We start from the raw sequence: 22,013 nt of genomic DNA, 5'->3' as shown, positions 1-22,013 counted from the left end.
ACTATCTTTCCTCCGCCAGAATGGCACTCATGGCACGGCGGATCAGCACTTCCGCCAGATGCTGTCTGTACTCGGCGCTGCCGCGCATATTTGTCCCGTAGTTAAACTCAGATGCCGCCTGTTTCGCAAAATCAGCGAGAACATCTTCCGCCGCATCTTTCGGCACCTCCCACTGCTTTTCCAGAAGAGCCGCCTTCATCGGACGTGCCCCCACGGAAAAATACCAGGACTCCTGACCGTTTACGATTCCGGTAACAACCGCGCAGGTAAGCACCGGAAAGTCCGTCTTTGTCCGGCGGATGGATTCGTAGTGGAACTTTCTCTTGCTCTTTCTCACGATCACGGAGAGCAGAAGATCCTTGTCCGGTTTTCTCTTCACAAACTCCGAGAGGCGGATCGTTCCGCCGTCGTACAGCTCTACAAAGGTATCCAGGGCGAGCAGCGCGGTCAGCACGTCCGAGAATCCATATCTCCCGTAAATACTTCCCCCTACAGTAGCCTGGTTCCGGAACTGCACCCCCACAATATGTCGGACAGATTCGGCGATCCCGTCTCCATACAGCTCCTTTAATCCTTCACACTGTTCAAGCTGACGGAGCGTACACATCGCCCCGATCCGAAATACATGGTCTGTCTCTTCGATCTGATCCAGACCGAGATCCGACAGGTCAATCACCGTCTTGACCCTCGCATTTCCCAGGCGCATCCACATCATGCCTCCCATAATGCGGCTGTTTCTCGCCTGATTCAGCTCATATGCCTCCTCAACCGTCTTCGCCTTCACATAATTACCGATCGTAATCACAGCGTCTCTCCTTTCTTCTTCCGCAGCTCTTGTTTTTTCCGTTTCTTCTGTGCCTGTTTTTCTGTTACATTGTCTTTTCGTTCCTCCTGCCATGCTGTCTGACCCTGATGCCGTAAAACCGCGCAAAAAAAGTGCAAATGAATTCCAGTCATTTACACTTTGAAGCGTATCTAGCTTATCACACTCCGGATGAAATGTCAAAGGTTGTTCTTTCCTTTTTCCTGTGATATATTGAAACCTGATATATTGAAAATCAGATACCGGGAACAGCTTACTGCAGAAACCAGACTTTTCCGCAGGGGGAGGCGAGTCGCCTTCCTGTTATTTTTATCCGGTGAAACGGCACTGCCGTCCCTCCGCCGCTCCTGTGTACTACTGCACACTTCCATGTGCATGCGCCTGCGGCGCCGGTACACATCCGCGGATTACGGTATCACCATATTGTGTTCCCGGTTTTCTGTTAATAAAAAACTGTTGATAACAAGGAGCTGTCTCTATGGGTGCTGTCCTTATAAACCACGATACACAAATCGAAGAAAAGCAGTCGGAAGAGACTACTGACTCCCCGGCCGGGCACGGTCTGTGGAAATACTGTACGCCTGCACAGTGCCGGGATTTTATTCTCTCACTGAACCTCACCGGCTCCATGCGTCTCTCCTCCGAAAAACAGCTCGCCCTTCTCTACGGGCTGTCCAACCACACGGAAGACCACTACGCAAAAAAGAAGATTCCGAAAAGAAACGGAGGATTCCGCACACTTTATGCGCCGGATCCGCTGCTGAAGTATGTCCAGCGCCAGATTCTCCGGAAGGTTCTTGTACAGTTCCCGGTCTCCGGGTGTGCCTGCGCTTACCGAAGCGGCGCTTCCACCCGGGACAATGCCCTTCCCCATGTGGGAAAAGAGAAGATTCTCAAGCTCGACATCCATGACTTTTTCGGAAGCATTTCCTATATCAGTGTGTGTCAGCACGCATTTCCCGGGACCATTTTCCCGCCCCAGGTGCAGACGCTCCTTGCCAGTCTTTGCTGCTATGACAGCATGCTTCCCCAGGGTGCGCCCACATCCCCGTACATTTCCAATCTGGTCATGAAGCCTTTTGACAGGTATATGGAAGAATGGTGCCGCCAGCGGGACATCAGCTACACCCGGTACTGCGACGACATGACCTTCTCCGGCTCTTTTGACGCGCGGAAAGTCACCGCCAAAGTCCGCGCCTTTCTCCTTCGCCTCGGTTTTGAACTCAACGAAAAGAAGACGCGCATCATCACACAGAGCGGCAGGCAGGAAGTGACCGGCCTGGTGGTAAACGATCATATCCAGGTCTCAAAAGCGTACCGCCGCCGTCTCCGCCAGGAATGGTATTATATCCGGAAATATGGTCTCAAAGGACATCTTGCGCGCATAAATTATAGTAACACGGAAGAAGCCTATCTCGCCTCTTTCTCCGGAAAAGTGAACCACATCCTTCAGTGCTGTCCGGAGGATGCCTATTTTCAGGAGATAAAGCTGGCGCTCCAGTCCCGGACCGACACCCGGACCGACGCCGCAACTTATCATTGACAGCGCCCCCGCCGCAGTGTTATCATTGCATTGGATACAGAAACGTAGATAGAGGTCGCATCTTTCAAAAGTACGGTGACGGATGTTTCAGGGACAGAAGAAGCCGCCGGAAAGGGGAAGATGCCGAAGGGATGAAGAACCTGAAGCTTTGTTCCTGGGCATGGCGCGAACAGTGTCATGACTGTCATCGCAGGATGGAGAGCTATCTGATTTATACCGAAACGTATATTTTGGAACGGCGCCTCTTGCCGTTTCTTTTATTTTATTCACCATTTTAAGGAGGAAAAAAAGAATGGCAATTTTCAAAGGTGCAGGTGTAGCCATTGTCACACCAATGAAAGAAAATCTTGAAATTAATTACGACAAACTGGACGAGATCCTGGAGGAGCAGATCGCAGGCGGAACCGACGCCATCATCATCTGCGGAACTACCGGCGAATCCGCTACCATGACAGAAGAGGAGCACAGCGAGGCGATCCGCTTCACAGTTGAGCGCGTAAAACACAGAATCCCGGTTATCGCAGGCACAGGCTCCAATTCCACTGCCACTGCAATCCAGCTTTCCACAGAGGCGGAAAAAGACGGGGCGGACGGACTTCTTCTCGTTACTCCCTACTATAACAAGGCGACACAGAACGGTCTGATCGCACACTATACCGCGATCTGCAATGAAGTTAAGATCCCGGCCATCCTTTACAACGTGCCAAGCCGTACCGGCTGTTCCATTCAGCCCCAGACGCTTGCCACACTTGTGAAAAACGTTGACAACATCGTGGGCGTAAAAGAAGCTTCCGGAAATATCTCCAACGTGGCGCAGATCATGCACCTGTGCGACGGCAACATTGATCTCTATTCCGGAAACGACGACCAGGTTGTTCCGCTTCTCTCCCTTGGAGGAATCGGTGTAATCTCTGTTCTCTCCAATGTTGCGCCGGCCTACGTACACGACATGGTTATGAAATATCTCTCCGGAGACGTTGAGGGAAGCCGTAAAATGCAGCTCGATGCTCTGCCGCTTTGCAGCGCACTGTTCTGCGAAGTCAACCCGATCCCGGTAAAAGCAGCCATGAACATGATGGGCAAAGAGGTCGGTTCCTTAAGAGCGCCGCTGACAGAGATGGAAGACGCGCACAAAGAAGTCCTGAGAAAGGCAATGGCGGATTTCGGACTGCTGTAAGACAGGAAAAAAGCTTTCGCGGAAGGTATTTCTTCCGTGAAAGCTTTCTTTTTTCGCTCTCTTCTTTCTACGCTCTCTTCTTCCCGTAGAACACAAGTCCCACAACTCCCGGGCCCGCGTGGGTTCCGATGCTGGGGCTCACGTCGTTGAGCAGCACGTTGGTGAATCCCATCTCTTTCACCATATCCACCACTCCCTGTGCCTCGTCCCTGCAGTCCCCGTGGAGTACGGCGACAAGCCTGTCTTTTCCGTAATTGTCAAGATCAAGCGCCGCTTCCATGCGGGTCACAAGAGTTTTCAGAGATTTCTTTCTTCCTCTCACTGTCCCGTCAGCTTTCAGCTCTCCGGTACTTGTCACAGTGAGGATCGGTTTGATGTTTACCAGGCTTCCCACAACCGCCGTTGTCCTGGAGACACGGCCGCCTCTCTGCAGGTGGTTCAGGTCATTGACCGTGAAAGATACGTTTACATGATCTCTCTCTTCCATCAGGATATCATATACTTCTTCCATTGTCTTTCCGGCTTTCCAGAGTTCGACTGCCCGGTAGACGCTGAGTCCTTCGCCGAGAGATGCGTTCAGTGAATCGAACACCGTGATCTTCCGTTCCGGATAGTCTTCCAGAAGCTCGTTTGCCACCATCATTACATTGTTGCAGCTTCCGCTCAGCGCACTGGAAAATGCGATGTGGAAAATATTTTTCCCTTCCTTTAAGATCTTTTCGAAACGCTCCCGGATCACTGCCGGGTTGTTTGCCATGGACTTGGGAAGTTCCCCGTTCCTCATGGTTTCGTAAAATTCATGAGGCTCCATGTTCAGCTCGTCCCCGTAAACGGTCTCCCCGAATGCATAGTACTGCGGGATAATCGTCAGATGGTTCTCCGCGATAAATTCGGGAAGAACATCTGAATTTGAGTCTGTCGTAACCACATAATCAGCCATTCTTCTTCCTCCTAGTCTGAATCGGGGACTTTCACGAACCTCTGCCTTTCTCCGCAGCTGCACATCCATGAAAGCCCCGTCCTTTTCGATTTACTTTTCTGGCATATTCAGTCTTATTTATTATATCAGCCTTACGCTGATGTGACAACTTTAAAAAGTTCTTCCAGAGTTCCCATGTAATCCGTATGGATGGGAAGATTTTTCTTATTCTCCATGGTGTCCGTCACCAGATAGGTCTTCACTCCCAGCTCCCGGATCACCAGATCCTCCTCCACGTCGTTTCCCACCATCAGACACTCTTCCGGCCTCAGGCCGAGTTCCTGTAAAACAGTCCGGAAATATTCCACATTCGGCTTGCAGTAGGAATAATCCTCATATGTCGTAATCAGTTCAAAATCCCGTGCATCCATTCCCGCCCACCGGATCCGGTTCATGGTGGCCACCCGCGGGAAAACCGGGTTGGTTGCCAGATACGTGTGAATTCCCCGCTCTTTTGCCGCCTTCACAATCCTGTCCGCATAGGGGGACGGCGATGTGGACTTTATCGCCTGATTGAAATCATTTGCATAAAACTTAAGCGCCAGCGCCTCGGACTCTTCCGTGGAAACCGGAAGGATATCCTCCATGTAACTCCAGAAAGCCTCCCGGTTCGTCCGGCTTCCGTCGTTTTTTACCATGGCCTCATAGCCTTTCCACACAGCTTTGATAAACGCCTTCGGCTCCACCGGGACTCCTGCGGAAATGTAGGATTTCGCCAGCAGCGGCATGTAGAATTTTACAAACTCATCCTGCACCATGGGGAGCAGCGTTCCGTCCAGATCAAATAAAATGTGTTTTACATCAGGCATTTCCGTCACCTCAACCAAGCTTCTCTATCGCAGCCCACGCCTCGGGGTCAAACTCGCGGTCTTTATAGTAATACTTCTTATCCTCTTCCGTGATCGTCTTCACAACTCTGCAGGGATTGCCGACCGCCACGCTCCAGTCCGGAATATCCTTTGTCACCACACTTCCGGCGCCGATCACCACATTGTCTCCGATGTGGACCCCGGGCAGGATCACCGTATTGCCGCCGATCCACACATTGTCCCCGATAGTGACACTGATGCCATACTCGTACATGGAATTTCTGGAAACCGGATGAAGGGGATGTCCTGCCGTATAGATTGCCACATTCGGAGCCATCTGGCAGTTATCGCCGATTTTCACCTTCGCCACATCGATAATTGTACAGTTATAATTTGCAAAGAAATTCTTTCCCACTTCGATATGGCTGCCGTAATCGCAGTAAAACGGCGGGTTGATGAACGCCCCTTCTGATTTTCCCAGCAGTTCCTTTACGATCTTCCCGATCTCGTCAAAATCCGAGCGGTCCACCGTGTTCAGTCTCTGCAGAATCCTGCGGCATACTTTCTGTTCCTCCATCACGGAATCATCGGAAATATAAGCCATCTCTCTGTCTCTTCTCTCAATATTATTCATTCTGATTTCCTCCTGGTCTGATTCTTTTCTGATCTGTTTTTCTCCTGATCTGACTTCCGGCTCAGTTATATTTTACAGCCATTCTGTCTCTATCTCATTTTTCAGACTGACAAACATCTCATAATACCTCGATTTTACCGCCCGGATAATATCCAGTGCGACATCCTTATTACAGGCATGCGCCACGTTGTTCCGGCTCGCAAGCGCATCCAGCCAAAGCTGCTGGTCCCCAATCATACCTGCCTGATATGCCGTCTTTAAGATCTGTCTCGGAGCCCCGGTTGCGCTCTCTTTATAGCCGCTGTATTCCAGGATCTCTTTCATCGCCTTCCACGCCTGCTCAAAACAGATCTCATAGAGTGCCACCAGTCCGGTCAGCACCACGTTGTCATAAGGCTCCTGATAACGGTAAATATCCTGAAGATTATCCAGTGCCCTGGAAAAATTCTCATACTTTTTCATACAGCAATTTCCCCTCTCTGGCAATAGACTCCCGCAGCTCCTCCTGTACGCTTCCATCCAGATTTACCACATCGTATTTGAGCAGCGTATAGGTTTCTTCATCGACTGCAAGTGCAAATGCGCTGATATTTCCCCCGGAGACAGCAAGATCGATGTCGCTGGTCCGCTTAAAATCGCCTCTCGCCCTGGAACCGAACAGGATCACCTTTCCGATTCCGTACTTTTCTGCCAGACTGCGGATCTCGTTTAAAACACGAACTGAGATTCCATACGGGTCTTCCATGCCCCCTTCTCCCAGAATCCGCCGGAATACCTGATAGTTCTTCTGATCCCGCGGCGTGCAGTAGACCGCAAACTCAATCTTCCGGAAACATCTCTCAAACTCCGGCATAATATCCTTATATGCCTGTGCCACGATCTCCGGATTATTCTGGAAGGCTCCGCACCCGAAGGCGCCGAGAACAAGCACCCGGGCACCATTTGCCGCCGCAACAGTCAGCATATGCCGGGCTCTCTTTTTGTGGATGGCAAGAAGTTCCTCATCCGTCACCGAGACAGCGCTGCCCGTCCCCGGATTCATCCGGTTGTACGGTTTTGCCCGCAGGTTGGGCGCCGCACAGGTGATCACATCCACTGTACACCACTGGTCTTCCGGCAGTCTCTGAGGCAGATCCACATCGCTCTTGATGATCAGAATGTCCGGCGTGTAAATACAGGCATCCGTATATCTGACATCTCCGCGCGCCCTGTGAAACTGGTAAAACTCCCGGTACAGATACTCGGAAGAGAGCACCGGATACAGAGTGGAACATCTGCAGAGGCACTCCTCCTGAGCACGGCTCCCCTTCGTCACTCCGCCTCCCGGATTTGTCGCTGAGGCAAAATTGTGCACGGCGATCTTTTCCGAGGGGAATTCTTTCCGAAGCCTTATCGCCGCCTCGAAAGATCTGGAAGCTGTCACAGAGATCTCTGTCAGGGGAACCTCTGTCGCCGGAAGAGCCGGGTACTCATCTTCCCGGTAGAGCTTTGTCTGTGACACGGATCTCTTCACTGAGTCAGAAAGTTTCCGGCTTGTTTCCCACCAGATTTCCGTATCGTGAAAAACTTCAATCAACTGTTCTCTGTCCGCCATCATAACACCCTCCTGTCCGATCGTATTCCATTTTACTGCTTTTCTGTTTCTCCCGCCACTTTTTTCTTTTGCTTCATCTCATTGTTCTCATAGTCTCTCAGCGACTCCAGTGCTTTGGGCGCCAGGGGAATGAGTGCGATCATGTTGAACACCGTCATCAGGCCCACGCCCACATCGCCCAGATCCCATACAAACTGGTATGCCGCCAGACCGCCGATAAAAAGCATCACAAGTGCAATGACCTTGTAAATCGTCTGGGAAATCCAGTTGTCGCCGAACAGGTACGCCACATTGGACCGGGCATAGAACAGGATACCCAGGAAGGTAGAAAAGCTGAACAGCCACAGAATCACGGCAATGAAAATCACGCCGAACTCTCCCAGATGGTACTGCATCGCCGTCTGCAGGAGATCCATTCCCTCAAGCCCGCTTGTCATGCTCTCCGGCGTCAGAAGCATAATCATCGCAGAGCAGGTACAGATCACCAGAGTATCGATAAATACGCCCAGTGCCTGAAGAAGCCCCTCCTTTGCCGGATGGCTGATGTCCGCTGCAGCCGCCGCACAGGGAGCGGAACCGGAGCCTGCTTCGTTGGAGAAAAGCCCCCTCTTTGCCCCGTTCATGATTACCGCTCCGATTCCTCCGCCCACAACCTGGCGGAATCCGAAAGCTTCCGCAAAGATTCTTTCAAATACCGAGGGGAGCTGACCGGCATTTTTTACGATAATAAAGATCGTAATAAAGAAATAGCATGCCGCCATAATCGGCACCATAATATCAAGCACTTTTACCGTCGCATTCTTTCTGAGAACAATCACCGCTGCTACAGCCACAAGTGCGATGGTCGAGTAAAGCGGAGGGATATGAAATGCATTTTCAAAAGAGGAGGAGATCGAATTTCCCGTCACCTGGCTGATTCCGAACCAGCAGATCAGTCCTGACGCGGCAAACAGGCACGCAAGAACCGAATGTTTTCTTTTGCTTCCCTCTTTTATAAACAGATGATGAATATAATATGCCGGTCCTCCCCGATAGCCGCCGTAGAGCGGATCTTTCTCCTTGTAGAGCTGCGCCAGAGTTGCCTCGATAAATGCCGTTGAAGAGCCGACCAGGGCAATCACCCACATCCAGAATACCGCTCCGGCGCCTCCGGCAGAGATCGCCGCCACAACGCCCACCAGATTTCCCATGCCTACCCGGCATGCCGTGGATACAATCAGCGCCTGTACCCCCGAGATTCCCTCATGCTCAATCTTTTTGTTGTTTTCCAACGTCACTTTCAGCATCTCCGGGAAAAGCCGGAACGGCAGGAACCGCGTCCGTATCGTAAAATAAAGTCCCGCCGGAACCAGAATCAGCACCAGAAGGGAAAGCCCCAGCGTACTTCCTCCCGGCAGGGGAATCCGGATGATATCACCCCAGAGTATATTGTAGACAGCCCGAAAAATCGCCATATGAATTAACCTCTCATTTCTTTTGAACTTTCAGTCCAGTATACCCTAAAAAAGTGATTCTGTAAATTAATCTTTCCGCCCTGCTATCATGTGAATGATATAAGGGATCAGGATCACCGGGATTGCCAGGTATGCAATAGCGCTGTAAGCTTTCTGGATCAGCGTGAGCAGACCGAACTGGGCGATTCCGAAATCAGCCAGACAGCAGACAAGCGCAGCGGCGATTTCCTTTTTCGGAATCCGGCTCTTTCCCACAGATACATATTTTTCTGCCAGCGCCGGTTTTTCTTCCCCGCAGACTCGTTTCACCATTGCAGCCACCATGTTTACTGCAGTGGAAACTGCCCCCAGGATAATCAGGATGGAGATCAGCGGCGTCATGAAGGATGCTCCCACGCCATTCTGAACCATAAAAAGAGTCGGAACACTCTGTCCTGCCGCATCCGGATTCGTATAGACTGTCATAAGTCCGAGCACAACCATGACCATCATCAGAGAATTGACCACAAATCCGGCCCCCATGCTTTTCACCGCGTCCTTCGGTCTTTCAAAGGATTTCGCGTGCTGGACGAAAACCGCGATGTTGGACAGCTGGAATGTACCGTAAAGGAACGCCGAATAAAGGGCGTCCCCAAGGGGAAGATTCTCCTGTGTCATGCTCTCTGCCGCAGCCCGGATTCCGGAAAATCCCACGATAATGTTGGGGATATACACGATCAGAAGCCCTGCGATAATGCAGATGGAAAGCACTGACGCCACCTTTCTCACAAGGTCTGTCCCGAATATGGCAACCACGAAGATAAACACACCGATCAGGAACGTACAGAGCAGATACGGAAGTCCGGTCAGCGTGCTCAGTGTAGCGCCGCCTGTGGCGAATGCGACCGCCGGAGCCACACACATCACGCAGATGTAGAGCACTTCGAACAGATTGGAAAACACCGGGGCAAATCTGCCGTAAAATGCATTGTTATAGGAACGGTAGTCATAAGTTCCATGCTTTCTGGCAAAATAAAGGCTGTAAGCGAAAAATACAGCGTTGTAGAGCATCGCAAGGACAGGCATGAGAATACACCAGATACCATATCTCACAAAATAACTGTAAATCTGTGCTCCCGATGCGAAACCGCCTCCGAAATGTGTGGTAAACCAGACAAACGATACACCGAGAATGACTGCAGTGCTGTTATTTTTCTTCATGTTCATGCCTCCCTGCCGCAGCGCTCTTTGAGTTTCCTCATCGCATCATCCAGCATCTCCCGCGTCACTTTGTAAGGATAATGCGCCACATCAGACATCTCCGGGATGCGCGTCATGCACTCCTCCCACTGTGCATCCGTAATCTCGATTTCCTCGAGAGAGACAGGAAGTCCTGTTGCCCTGTTGAGCTTATAGATCTTTTCAAACTCATCATACTGATGGTCCACAAGCAGGGCAAGAAGGACTCCGAATCCCACCACCTCGCCGTGGAGATGCCTTTCCTCAATTACCGGATAGGATGTCATGGCATAAAAGACCGCATGCGCAAGTCCGCTGTTGTAATCCGGTGTATAATCCTTGGTCAGAAATATCGACGCAATGCCGGTAGTCACGACAACGGCGAGCACCACCTGTTCCACCTCATAAGTACAGAGTCCCTTTTTGTGGTCTTCCAGTGCCTTCGGGCCGTAATCCACCAGAGGATCCAGGCACATGCGGCTGACCGCCACCCCCAGTGCGGTAAAGTGTTCCAGACGCTCATCTCTCGAAGAGATCGTCGCCTCATAGTATTTTGCGTAGGTGTCACCGATTCCCGCCCACATATACTGAGCCGGCGCCTTCGCTATGATCTCTGTGTCGATAAACGCATGCATAGACGGGCGGACAAAGAAATGAGGCTTCAGAAATGTCCCGTCCTCATTGTACATGATGGACACCGATGTACATGCCGAGCAATTGGAAGCGATGGTCGGGAAAGTAAACACCGGCTTGTCATCCGGGATACACAGACATTTCACCGTGTCAAGCGCCTTCCCGCCGCCCACGCCGAACACCATGTCCGCCTCATGGTAGAGAGGCATTTCACGCAGGCGCTCTACCGTTTCGTAGGTGCAGTTTTCCCCATAATATTCTTTGCCTATGATCTCCAGCCCGGTCTTTTCCACATAGGAACTGATTTTGTCAAAAGCTGCGGCGAGCGCGTTCTTTCCGCCGATCACCAGCACTTTTTTCCCGTAAGATTCGCAGACCGGACCGATCTTGTCATAGATTTTATCTCCGATCGAATAATTTGGAAGGTGTACCTCATAGTTTTCAAGTTTCATTTTCTGGATCTCCTTTCTGCTTCAGGTTCAGGACATCAAAAAAAGCTCCTGTCCCTGACAAATATCATGCAGGGACAAGAGCTGTTATTCACAACAAAACTCCTGCGGTGCCACCCGGCTTGATGCAGATCAACCGCATCCACTCACGCATACCGACATATGCTTTCTTTGATAACGGAGTTTAAGTCTCCGGCTCGCCTACTTCTCTTTTCAACTCGCCCTCAGGAGCCCATTCATCTCAGTTCTGACATGCCGCATTCCCACCATCTGCAGCTCTCTGTGAAGCATCTGCTGAAATTACTTGCTCTCCCTCAATGGTTTTCTACCACTTTACCACTGGAAAGCAGAAATGTCAACATGCTTTCCCCGGGAAGCTGCATAGGGGACAGCATAGGGGACAGCATCGGCATAGGCAGAACTCTGCAGAATAATATTCAGAATCCGTTTCGCACATGCCTGCAGGTCTCCCAGCGTAATCGGATATGCAGCCTCTCCTTCTGCCGCGCCCACGGAGCGGATGATCTCATCCACATCATTCTGGGAGCCCGGCATGGTCAGGTCATTTCCTGCTGCCACACATCCCGCTGCACTGGAACATCCATATCTGTGCGTCTGTCCCGGATTCATCTCAATACCGCCCGTTGTTCCCCAGTCCGTCATTACCATTCCCTTAAAGCCCCACTCATCCCGTGCAATCGCGGTCAGCAGATCCCGGCTGTTGGCTGTATGGGTTCCATTGATCAGGTTGTAGGACGTCATAATGGACATGGGCTGTGCATATTTTACCGCAATCTCAAATCCTTTCAGATAGATCTCGCGGATGGCGCGCTCACCGATATGGGCGCTCACATGCATCCGGTTATCCTCCTGATTATTGAATGCAAAATGCTTGATTGTCGTACCCACACCTGCGTGTTTCTGTACACCGAGGGTATCGGCAGCCGCACACATACCGGATACAAGGGGATCCTCCGAATAGTATTCGAAATTACGTCCGCACAGCGGGTTGCGGTGAATGTTCATGCCCGGTGCAAGCCAGAGTGTAACGCCCAGCTCGTTCATCTCCTCACCTACGATGTCTCCTGCCGCCTCAACGGCTTCCACATCCCAGGTCTGGGCCAGCAGAGTCGCGATCGGGATTGCCGTGCAGTACTGGTAATAGGTCACAGCGTCTTCCGGCAGTTCCGTTTTTTTGTCCTCCATTCCCATCATCCCTTTGAGTTCATCCATATCGGGCATCGGAGAATCTCCGGTCCCGGGAACAATATTTCCCTGGGAATCTGCGACAAAATACCGGGACAGACGCAATCCTGCGGGTCCGTCGGCAAGAATCATGTTCCGCACATTTCTGTCCTCTATCATAATAGACGTGGTATCTCCTGCTGCTCCCGGGCAGAGGGCAGACGCCGCTCCGATCACAGATTCACCGCCCATGCCTCCTCTTGCAGTGCCTACACAGAGTTCTGCCATCTGTTCAACAGTCAGCTGGGATACAAGTTCATCCAGAGAGGCTTCCCCGGCGCGCACCTGATCCATGGTGATCACATCCGTGCGTGTGCTCTTCGGCAGCTCTTCATTTCCCGTATGATAGACAGCTTCTCTGCAGGGAATCTTCCCGGCGGAAATCGGAAGCCTTACCGCTTCCTTCTTCTCTGCATCTTCCCCTTCATATGTATACGGTACAGCACCGTCGGCGGAGAGCTCGTCCATCTCACAGTCTAAAGGCAGACGGTTGGAGAGTTTCTCAGTCACTGCCTCCTGGTCCAGAACCACCGCCGCCGCAATATGGGTTGCCCTGGAATTCACACCCACACGGATATAGTACGTTCCCGCTTCAAGCACCCAGGAAGCCTTTTCCACATTATAGGACGCCATGCGCTCTGTCGGGAAGCTTATCGTAAGCTCCTGGGTTTCTCCCGGCGCCAGCTCCTTTGTCTTTTTATACGCGGCAAGCTCCTGATAAGGCTTTTCCAGACGCCCCGCCGGCGCGCTGACATAGACCTGCACGACTTCTCTTCCGGAGTAACTCTCCCCGGTATTCTTAACTTCCACCTTTACGGAGATTTCCTTTTCATCCGCCTCTGCAGAAAGTGTCCGCACAGAAAAATCCGTATAGGACAGCCCGTACCCGAAAGGATAGGACGGTTCGATGCCAAATGTGTCAAAATAGCGGTATCCCACAAAAATGCCTTCCTTATAGTATTCATCATCCAGATCCCCGTTTTTATAACTGAAATCCGCTGCCATCGGGTAATCCAGATAGTTCTTTGCCCATGTGGTCGTCAGATGTCCGCTCGGAACCACTTTTCCGGTCAGCACGTCAGCGAGCGCATATCCGCCAATATTTCCGGCCTGGCTCATCAGGAGAACTGCGCCGACTCCTTCCGCGCTTTTCAGCCAGGAAGTGTCGATCACACCGCCCACATTCAGGACGACGACCAGATTTTCAAAGCGTTCTGCCAGAAGCTTCACCGCCGCCTTCTCTTCCTCGTACAGCTCGAAATCTCCGGCTCCCGCCGAGCGGTCCTTGCCCTCTCCGGAATTTCTGGCGATCACAAACACTGCGGTATCCGTATCCGCGGATCTGACATCCTCCTCTGTCACGGGAATAATCCCCGGAGCCTGGAAAGGCTCTGTAAAAAGTCTCATAACCGCGGCTCTTCCCTCTTTTTCCAAAGCTTCTTTGATCCCGAGGAAATAGGTTCTGCGTGCGTCATTCACCGCCTGGTCATAACGGTCCATCCACGCCTTTGTTGTCACTGTGAAACCGGCTTCCTCCAGTCCCTGTTCCACATTTACCACAAAACGGCTGTTCACATCGCCGGAACCAGTCCCGCCCTTGACCGTACGGCGGGCGCCGTTTCCGAACAGAGCGATTTTGCCTGTTTCTTTCAGAGGAAGGGCTCCCCGGTTCTCCAGAAGAACCATCCCCTGGGAAGCTATCTTTCTGGAGCATTCCATGTTGCGTTTTTCTCTTTCACTGATTTCAGGATTTGTTGCTGCAAATATTTTTGGCATAGTCTTTTCCCTCACTTTACAAGAATATTTTTGTAAACCCATGGAACTATTATATATTTTATACAAATTCCGTGCAACAGAAACTCACACTGTTTCCGAAGCCCTGTATTTTCTGCACCCGTCCAGCGTACAGCAGACAAGAACCGCCAACGCAACGCCTGCCGGAATAAAAAGTATCCGGTACCAGTCCTCGACAATTCCGTACATAATAAGAAACAGGGGCATTCCCGCCGCCAGCATATATCCCGCCCCGCCGAACAGAATCCGGAGCATCAGAGGCGCCAGCCAGATCATACAGGATACGGACACCGCCTGAAACAGGGACCCGAAATACGCGGATACACAAAGAGTAATGGCGCACAGGGAAACAATCGCCAGGAAATTCAGCGCCAGGACAATGCCTGTAAAACGGGACACCGGGATCATGGACGCCGCATTCGCCGTGTTCAGCGTCCGCATCATCACAATCCCGCTGATACACTCCCCTCCGCCGGTGCCGTAGACGCTTCCGACCATGAGAAGCGCGCCTGCTGCCATCACAGCATATACCAGCACGGCAAGGGTAAATGCCGCGGCAGCCTTCGCCGCAACATCCCTGTTCTTTCCTTCCTCGCTTGTAAACAAAAGCGGCGCAGTCCGGCACTGTCTCTCCTCTGCAAATACAGGCGAGATCCCGATCAGGATCAGAATGCTTGCGAAAACCATTCCCATCTGCAGTGTATCGAGAAGAACGCCCCACCCTTTCACATAGTCAAATATCAGTTCCTTCCCCGTAAGTTCCGCCGCTTTCCCCAGTTCGGTATCAGCAAGCGGGTACAGATCATCCGACACCCGGTAGTCGTCCCAGCTGCTGAAATATCCGTTTCCCAGATACTCGGTGACAAATCCGTTCAGATAATTTTCATCCCGGAACCCGCCGTAATATTCTTCCACCTGGGAAGGGAATCCGTACCTGTCAATGATCTGCTGCGCGGTCTCATCGGTAAATACACCTCTGAATTCTTCCGTAATCCGCCGGTCCGTCCGGACTGCCTCATATCCCGTGTACAGTGTCCCGTTCACCGTGGACCTCTCTTCGCCTACATTGACAAACCAGAAATAAAGAAAAAGCAGTGCCATCCCTGCTGCCAGGCTGACCAGGAAAAACTTTCTGCCGATCAGTTTGTACAGTTCCATTTTATATAATCTCATCTGCATTTCCTCCCGTCTGCGTTCTTCTGCCGGATTTCCGCCCTGCTTTTTCTGTAAAATTTTCCGCAAAGTGCTGCCGCTCCCGTGTCAGATACAGATAAATGTCTTCCAGAACCGCTTCCCGGGGTATGGAATCTACTGTCGGCTTTTCTTCTGAGACAATCCGCAGTTCCACTTCTCTTCCGCTCTCATCTCCGCTGCGGCGCAGATTGCTGACGATGTATTTCTTCTCAAAGTGCTCCACACTGCTTTCGGACACTCTGCATTCCCACACAATCTGCGGAAGAGCCTCCGCAAGCTCCCGTTCTGTCCCTTTCCGGATGATCCTGCCCTCCTTCATGATCAGAATCTGGCCTGCAATGTAATCCACATCCGTCACAATATGCGTCGAAAGCAGCACGATCCGTTCCTTCCCAAGGGCGCTGATCATATTTCTGAACCGCACCCGCTCCTTCGGGTCAAGTCCCGCTGTGGGCTCATCCAGAACAAGGATCTTCGGATCATTCAGAAGTGCCTGGACAATCCCCACTCTCCGGATCATTCCGCCGGAGTATGTCTTCAGCTTCTGGTTCTGAAACGGTTTCAGGTCTGCCAGTTCCAGAAGTTCATCGATCCGCTCTGCCGCGTATTTTTCCGGCAGAGCTTTCAGAGCAGCCATATAGTTCAGAAAACGCCTTGCAGTAAAGTCCTTATAATATCCGAAATCCTGAGGCAGATACCCCAGCAGGGCGCGGTAGGATTTTCCCATTTCTCCGATAGGAATCTTATCGCATCGGATCACGCCCCTGTCCGGCCGCAGCACGCCGCAGATCATCCGCATCAAGGTCGTTTTTCCCGCTCCGTTTTCCCCCAGAAGACCGTATATGCCGCTCGCGAGCTGCAGGTCTGTACACTCCACGGCCTTTTTCCCTTTAAATTCCTTTTCAATTCCTGTCAGTTCCAGTCTGTGCATAAAATCTCCCCTTTCCCGATTTTTCCAAACAGCCGGGCTGTCTGCACAGCTAGCAGAACTGCTCCCCCTGCAAATATGACAATCCACAGTGCCAGTCCGCTCTCCCTCAGCAGTTCCTTTCCGGATATCAGGACACTTTCTGATATCCATTCATTCCTGTGCAGAAAAGCCCCAGCCGATTCAGCCCTCCGCACTCCCGCCGGGAGACCCGAAAGAGAGGCAAGTACAGAAAACAGCACCGCTGAGATCATTCCCGCTGCAAGCACGCAAAAAGCTTGATTTCTGAGCTTTTCCTTTATCAGACAGGACAGGCTCACCGCCGCAGTAAACAGAAAAGGCCCCCCCACATAAAGTCCCATCCAGATCAGCGGAATCCGCCACTGTATCCCCGCATAAACCGCCGCAAATGTAAGCCCCGCAAGATTTACTCCCCCCAGCACCGTCATCTGCAGTGCCGCAAGCTGCTTCATATTAAAAAAACACGTCTCCGTAAGCTCCGCCATGCCGTTTTCGAAAACATTTGACAGAACCAGAATGGATACGCTCCCCAATATCGAAGCGGCAAGTGAAGAATACATCCGGATATCCGCAGTCCCGGCTCCGTAAAAGCGCAGGATAAAAAAGAACGAAACAAACACCAGGTTTGCCAGAATATCCGCCGCCCAGAATTTCTTTTCCATATAGTGCAGCTGGCTTTTCAGGATCTGCCACGTTGATTTCGTATCAATAAGCCTTCGTTCACTATCCCATCCGCCCGCCGCGCTTTCTATGACTGTCACTCGGTCTCCGGCTTCCATGCTTTCTACGACTGCCACCTTTTCTCCAACCGCCATCCGCTGCAGAAGGACCGCCGTCCGGCGCCGCTGCTTTGGATCGATCATAATCCGGCTGTCCGCAGTTCTGAACAGTTTTTTTAATTTTCTTTCCTCGCGCTTGCTCGTCATAGACTGTCATCCCCTTTCTCTGATTCAAGCAGACTGCGCATTCTGGCAATTCCCAGGCGGTACCGGGATTTTACCGTGGACAGGCTGTCCCCTGTTATCCCAGCGATCTCTTTGAACTTAAACTCCTCCCGGATACGCAGGATGATTACCTCCCGCTGTTCACATGGGAGCTGCCCCAACAGGCGGTTCATCAGCAGTTCCAGTTCGACGCTGCCGATGGGATCTTTCTTCTCCGCCAGCCCGTCCGGAAATCCGGTTTCATTTTCCCGGCTCCTTCTGCGTAAATAATCCCGGCAGAGATTCCTCGCTATGATCAGAAGATAACCTTTCAGGTTCCTGTGGCGATAAGAATTCATATAGGAGAAAAAACGAAGGAACACTTCCTGGGAGATGTCATAGGAATCCTGTTCCTCCCCGGTCATGTAAAGACAGAATCGGTAAATGTCGTCGTAATATCTGATAACAATTTCGTCAAGAGCGTCTTTGTCGCCGTTTCGGGCTCTCTCGATCAGTTTTCTGTCCTTCATGTCTCTTTTTCCCCTTCTCCACTGTATTATTCTTCTGCTTTGTCAGTCTTGCAGTCCGGCTGTCTCATTATAAATAACTGCCGGATATCAGAAAAAGTTTAACAAAATCTGAAAAAATATTTTGGCAAAAATCCCGATTGTATTTTTGTACTCATTGCGTTATCCTTGATCTACAGACAACAGTACGGCACAGAAACCGTCACCATATACACTGCAACAATATTAACATGAAATGTTTTCCTTCTATGTTTTTTTCAGAAACATTTCTTTCATCAAACACTCATCTGAATATCGCCGTCCGTTTCGGACAGATATCCAATGAACAGGTAACTTATTGACATGAAATTTTGCAAAAGATAAAACAAACTGCTGTCTGTTGTGTTATTATACTAATATGGAGATTGTGCTGTGCCTGTTAGAAACGGAGGTAATATTGCAGAACACACACAAAAGAACAGCCAGTCTTTCCCAGGCTGAAGATCTTGCCCTCAAATCAGCCGCCTACTTTGGAGATGAAATGATACAGTGGCTTGGCATTGAGGAAAAAGTACTCCGGGCAGCTCCTACAGAGATCGTGGAACTGGAAGCCCGGCACAGGTATGAAGATTTCCTATATGAAATGGAAAATGGTTCTTATTATCATTTTGAATTTGAAAGTGATGCGATTTCTGAAAAAGATCTCAAACGTTTCCGGGAGTATGAAGCTTCCACTGCAAGACTCTACAATGCTCCCGTTATAACTTACGTGATCTGTTCTTCGCAGGTGAAACATCTGCAGGACAGTATTACAGAAGGGATCAACACGTACCGGGTAAAACTAATTCGTCTGAAAGATACTGATGCAGACCTGATTCTGGAACGTTTTTCTGAAAAGCAATCGCTCCCGCCGGACCGGAAAGATATTATTCCCCTGCTCTTTGCTCCGCTTATGGGTGGGCGCTCCGACCGAAAGGAGCGGATGCTGAAATCCATAGAGGTCCTGAGGTCAGCCGAAAATGTATTTTCCAGGAACGATATTCAGAAAATGGAGGCAATTCTTTATACCTTTGCAGTAAAATTTCTTGATGAAAATGATCTGAAATCAATTAAGGAGGCAATTTCTATGACGAAACTTGGACAGATGATATGGAACGATGCCCTTGAACAGGGGAGAAAAGAAGGGCGTACGGAGGGACAGGAGCAGGCTTCCGATCGCTACAGTCGCCTTATTCTCCTTCTGAGCGAAGATAACCGGACTGATCTGATTATAAAAATCGCATCCGATCCGGAATATCGGGAAGCGCTTTACAAAGAATATGGGATTTAAGTTGATGTGTTGAAGCAACGACAAAAATAGCCGGAAACAATGTGAAATAGGTGAATAGGTAAAACAGAATAGAAAAATAGAAAATTCCAAAAAATTCTTGACAAAATCTCCGGTTCACATTATACTATGTAAGTGGCTTGTGAGTGGCAAGCCACAAGATAGGGGATTGGTCAAATGGTATGATAGGGGTCTCCAAAACCTTTGGTGGGAGTTCGATTCTCTCATCCCCTGTTGGGTTGGGTGCTGAAATCCGTTGTTTGGGCGGTTTTCAGCACTTTTATTTTTGCATTTCTCTGAGTAATCATTGAGTAATCACCACTAATACGTCAGCGCGCGGCTGATGATATCCTTTCTGGTTGACAATTCTGAATTATCAAAAATGTAATATTGTTCTGTTGTCTTAAAGTTACTGTGTCCGACCTGCGAGATAATAATGCTTTTTGGAACCTGATTTTTCTCAAGTTCTGTGATATATGTTTTTCTCAGCTTATGCGGCGGACGGTATGTGATTTCCAGAGCTTCACAGATTCGTTTCAGCTTTCTACGGACAGCGTGTGCGCGGATTCTTCTTCCATTGTCAGAAAAAATATACTCGTCCTTGCTCAACAGCATCGCCAGTCTGAAAAAATCCAAGGTTTCCGTATCTACAACGATATATCGGTCCCCGGCATCGCTTTTAGTTACGTCAACAACTTCTGTAACATATTTGTTTGTTGTCCGATCCCGGTATTTGGTTTCAGTGCGGTGAACATGTATTGTGCTCTTTTTAAAATCAATATCTTCCGGTTTTAATGCAACGCATTCTCCATCACGCATACCTGTTTTTGCAATAATAATTGCGGAGATATTGCGTATAGACGGATTCTCTTTCACATACTCTTTGATGGCATGGAGCTCATTAAGGGTATATACTTCCATGCAATCAGGCTTCTTCTTTTTGGTAAAAGCTCTTTTCCCGATATCCAGATCACTGAAAAATGCCGAGGGACTGATATTAGTTAATCCGAAGCGTTTTGCGGTTTTCAACATTGCAGTTGTTATCGTTCTAAGTAGTCCGTATTCTTTTGCACTGATATGGTTTTCCGCTACGATCGTAAGGATAAAATCATACAATTCCCGTTCGTCCAGTTCTTTTACTATTCTATTTTCCATTTCTGAATTCACATAGTACTTTTTAAAAACATTACAATATCGTGTATATGTGGCTTCTGAGATTGAACGACACTCGACACGTTTTAAATAACATTCATAAAATAAATCATGAATAGTCATGCATTTGTCACGGTCTCTAAAATCTTTCACGATAGCATTTTCCAGGTCTTTTCTATTTTTTCTCTTGGTCAGCACACGTCCTTTCCGTGTATCCGGCAGATATGTATACCAGTACATATTTTTCCCTTGTCTGCGTTCGGCTCTAAGTATGATACAAATTGAGAAAAAGGATTGTTTTCGTTTTTTCTTCTTTTAGTTCTATTGGATCCATATTCTTGCTCCTTCTGAATCCGCAAAATTTGCTATTGCAACGGATTCAGAAGTAATATGGGAGAATACTTCGATTTAAGTTTTTACACTCGATTCTGAGAGTTTTTTTCAGTAAAATAAAAATAAGCCATTATCAACAACAAGGGCTTGCGCCGACGTTTGCACGTCTTGTTGACACTGACTTATTTTCATTTTGAATAGCACTCAAGCAGATTTAAGTACAAATCTGCCAAATACATGGCATAACTATAATTTAAATCTTTACAAAGATAGATGCGCATCCGGATTTTTATCGGATCTTTCGTTTTCTAACTCTTCAATTTTATTTTCCAAATTACGGATAGTGTGAAACTGTATGCAGATCATTCCGGGAAAATATAGTGCTGCCAAAATAGCGACAGCAATTTCTAACCGTGCAGATGATGATGTAGAGATATTCGGAATCGTCATGAAATTGATAAATATAACAAAAGAGCCCAACAAAAAATATATTGCATATCCTAATATACGAAACAAATTTTTAAATTTCTTCATTGTTTTTCCTTCTTTCTTAATCGACATTGTATATTTTTATACTGATTTGAATAAATTATAATATGCCGTCACAATGCCGTCAATTCAAAAATGCCGTCGCTTTGACGGTATAATAAAGTCAAAGAAATGTTGATAAACGGGGGAACATTTTGAACAAGGATAAATCTAAATTCACGTTAAGAATAGACACCAATTCATTGAAAAAATTTCGATATATAGCCGGATATAATGGGCGTTCTGCAAATAATGAATTGCAGATAATTATCAATAGGCATATCCGTAATTTTGAAGAACGTTATGGGAAAATAGAGGATTAATAGTTTGAGCCGTCACAAAGCCGTCACATCGAATATTGCCGTCATTTAGACGTTATACTAGTGGCATAACAAATTGGAGGAACTTTATATGCCATCTGATACAGCAAAATTCACATTGAGGACAGATCCCGAGTTATTAAAGAAATTCCGGTATGTGGCTGAATACAATGCCCGTTCAGCAAATCGCGAACTTGAGGTACTGATGAAACGGCATGTAGCCAAGTTTGAAAAAGAACATGGGAAAATAAACACAGAACTATAAAAAGGTGCCGTTCTCTTTAGCCGCCCACCTATAAGGAAGTAATTGTATCTTGCAGGGGGCTGTCGGATAATACCAATTTTTAGCCCCTGATATACAGGAAAGAGACACTCCCACAAAATCCAGGCTTTTTCAAACCTGAATTCCCTGTGAAGGTGTCTCTTTCT

20 protein-coding genes, 1 tRNA gene and 1 riboswitch are annotated in these 22,013 nt (G+C 49.2%); of the genes, 5 read left to right on the top strand and 16 right to left on the bottom strand.

The features are described from left to right. Position 1 precedes the first annotated feature (1 nt). Positions 2-805 (bottom strand): FAD binding domain-containing protein, encoded by an 804-nt coding sequence (locus tag B5F07_RS14970; RefSeq protein ID WP_087162137.1) that lies wholly within the window; start codon positions 803-805, stop codon positions 2-4. Between the two features lie 496 nt (positions 806-1,301). Between B5F07_RS14970 and B5F07_RS14960 the strand changes: the two genes are divergently transcribed. Together B5F07_RS14960 and dapA are read left to right on the top strand one after the other, a co-directional pair. Beyond that, entirely contained in the window at positions 1,302-2,366 is a 1,065-nt protein-coding gene (locus tag B5F07_RS14960; protein WP_087162093.1) for a reverse transcriptase family protein, read from the top strand. A gap of 41 nt (positions 2,367-2,407) precedes the next feature. Continuing rightward, a riboswitch (Lysine riboswitch) is annotated at positions 2,408-2,579 on the top strand. A 79-nt stretch (positions 2,580-2,658) separates the two neighbouring features. Next, positions 2,659-3,543, top strand: a complete 885-nt coding sequence (dapA, locus tag B5F07_RS14955; RefSeq protein ID WP_087162092.1) for a 4-hydroxy-tetrahydrodipicolinate synthase — start codon at positions 2,659-2,661, stop codon at positions 3,541-3,543. A 67-nt stretch (positions 3,544-3,610) separates the two neighbouring features. Here the strand turns inward: dapA and B5F07_RS14950 are convergent, their stop codons facing one another. From B5F07_RS14950 to B5F07_RS14890, 13 genes are all read right to left on the bottom strand, one after another. Continuing rightward, the gene (locus tag B5F07_RS14950; protein ID WP_162613147.1) at positions 3,611-4,483 is read right to left on the bottom strand and encodes a DegV family protein; all 873 of its coding nucleotides are present in this window, start codon (positions 4,481-4,483) and stop codon (positions 3,611-3,613) included. A 131-nt stretch (positions 4,484-4,614) separates the two neighbouring features. Next, entirely contained in the window at positions 4,615-5,331 is a 717-nt protein-coding gene (locus B5F07_RS14945) for an HAD family hydrolase (RefSeq protein ID WP_087162090.1), read from the bottom strand. A gap of 10 nt (positions 5,332-5,341) precedes the next feature. Further along, positions 5,342-5,965, bottom strand: a complete 624-nt coding sequence (locus B5F07_RS14940; RefSeq protein WP_087162089.1) for a sugar O-acetyltransferase — start codon at positions 5,963-5,965, stop codon at positions 5,342-5,344. 72 nt (positions 5,966-6,037) lie between these two features. Further along, positions 6,038-6,427, bottom strand: a complete 390-nt coding sequence (locus B5F07_RS14935; RefSeq protein WP_087162088.1) for an HI0074 family nucleotidyltransferase substrate-binding subunit — start codon at positions 6,425-6,427, stop codon at positions 6,038-6,040. Further along, positions 6,414-7,562: a TIGR02452 family protein gene (locus B5F07_RS14930; RefSeq protein WP_087162087.1), complete on the bottom strand. Its 1,149-nt coding sequence runs from the start codon at positions 7,560-7,562 to the stop codon at positions 6,414-6,416. The genes B5F07_RS14935 and B5F07_RS14930 overlap by 14 nt, the downstream gene beginning before the upstream one ends. 29 nt (positions 7,563-7,591) lie before the next feature. Continuing rightward, complete coding sequence (locus B5F07_RS14925) at positions 7,592-9,013, bottom strand: alanine/glycine:cation symporter family protein (protein WP_191404578.1); 1,422 nt, start codon at positions 9,011-9,013, stop codon at positions 7,592-7,594. Between the two features lie 66 nt (positions 9,014-9,079). Continuing rightward, positions 9,080-10,213: a YkvI family membrane protein gene (locus B5F07_RS14920; protein ID WP_087162085.1), complete on the bottom strand. Its 1,134-nt coding sequence runs from the start codon at positions 10,211-10,213 to the stop codon at positions 9,080-9,082. A gap of 2 nt (positions 10,214-10,215) precedes the next feature. Further along, the gene (locus tag B5F07_RS14915; RefSeq protein ID WP_087162084.1) at positions 10,216-11,316 is read right to left on the bottom strand and encodes an iron-containing alcohol dehydrogenase family protein; all 1,101 of its coding nucleotides are present in this window, start codon (positions 11,314-11,316) and stop codon (positions 10,216-10,218) included. 330 nt (positions 11,317-11,646) lie between these two features. Continuing rightward, positions 11,647-14,277, bottom strand: coding sequence for a beta-glucosidase (locus tag B5F07_RS14910; protein ID WP_242972546.1), 2,631 nt, complete (start codon positions 14,275-14,277; stop codon positions 11,647-11,649). Between the two features lie 141 nt (positions 14,278-14,418). Then, positions 14,419-15,525, bottom strand: coding sequence for a hypothetical protein (locus tag B5F07_RS14905; protein WP_087162082.1), 1,107 nt, complete (start codon positions 15,523-15,525; stop codon positions 14,419-14,421). Continuing rightward, positions 15,512-16,477 (bottom strand): ABC transporter ATP-binding protein, encoded by a 966-nt coding sequence (locus B5F07_RS14900; protein ID WP_087162081.1) that lies wholly within the window; start codon positions 16,475-16,477, stop codon positions 15,512-15,514. The genes B5F07_RS14905 and B5F07_RS14900 overlap by 14 nt, the downstream gene beginning before the upstream one ends. Next, a complete protein-coding gene (locus tag B5F07_RS14895; RefSeq protein WP_087162080.1) occupies positions 16,459-17,421 on the bottom strand; it encodes a hypothetical protein in 963 nt (320 codons plus the stop codon). The genes B5F07_RS14900 and B5F07_RS14895 overlap by 19 nt, the downstream gene beginning before the upstream one ends. Continuing rightward, the gene (locus B5F07_RS14890; RefSeq protein ID WP_087162079.1) at positions 17,418-17,948 is read right to left on the bottom strand and encodes an RNA polymerase sigma factor; all 531 of its coding nucleotides are present in this window, start codon (positions 17,946-17,948) and stop codon (positions 17,418-17,420) included. The genes B5F07_RS14895 and B5F07_RS14890 overlap by 4 nt, the downstream gene beginning before the upstream one ends. A gap of 433 nt (positions 17,949-18,381) precedes the next feature. Between B5F07_RS14890 and B5F07_RS14885 the strand changes: the two genes are divergently transcribed. Then, complete coding sequence (locus B5F07_RS14885) at positions 18,382-19,254, top strand: hypothetical protein (RefSeq protein WP_087162078.1); 873 nt, start codon at positions 18,382-18,384, stop codon at positions 19,252-19,254. 160 nt (positions 19,255-19,414) lie between these two features. Next, positions 19,415-19,485: transfer RNA gene (locus B5F07_RS14880), tRNA-Trp, on the top strand. An 87-nt stretch (positions 19,486-19,572) separates the two neighbouring features. On the opposite strand, the gene B5F07_RS14875 is transcribed toward B5F07_RS14880, so the two are convergent. Next, a complete protein-coding gene (locus B5F07_RS14875; RefSeq protein ID WP_162613146.1) occupies positions 19,573-20,601 on the bottom strand; it encodes a site-specific integrase in 1,029 nt (342 codons plus the stop codon). Between the two features lie 396 nt (positions 20,602-20,997). Further along, positions 20,998-21,270, bottom strand: a complete 273-nt coding sequence (locus tag B5F07_RS14870; protein WP_087162076.1) for a hypothetical protein — start codon at positions 21,268-21,270, stop codon at positions 20,998-21,000. A 405-nt stretch (positions 21,271-21,675) separates the two neighbouring features. Here B5F07_RS14870 and B5F07_RS22375 point away from each other — a divergent pair, with 405 nt between their 5' ends. Continuing rightward, on the top strand, positions 21,676-21,849 hold the full coding sequence (locus B5F07_RS22375; RefSeq protein ID WP_140398034.1) for an Arc family DNA-binding protein: 174 nt from the start codon (positions 21,676-21,678) through the stop codon (positions 21,847-21,849). Positions 21,850-22,013: the final 164 nt, after the last annotated feature.

This window comes from Lachnoclostridium sp. An169 (assembly GCF_002160525.1).
Lineage (GTDB): Bacteria > Bacillota > Clostridia > Lachnospirales > Lachnospiraceae > Mediterraneibacter > Mediterraneibacter cottocaccae.
This window is presented reverse-complemented; position numbering and strand designations above follow the sequence as displayed.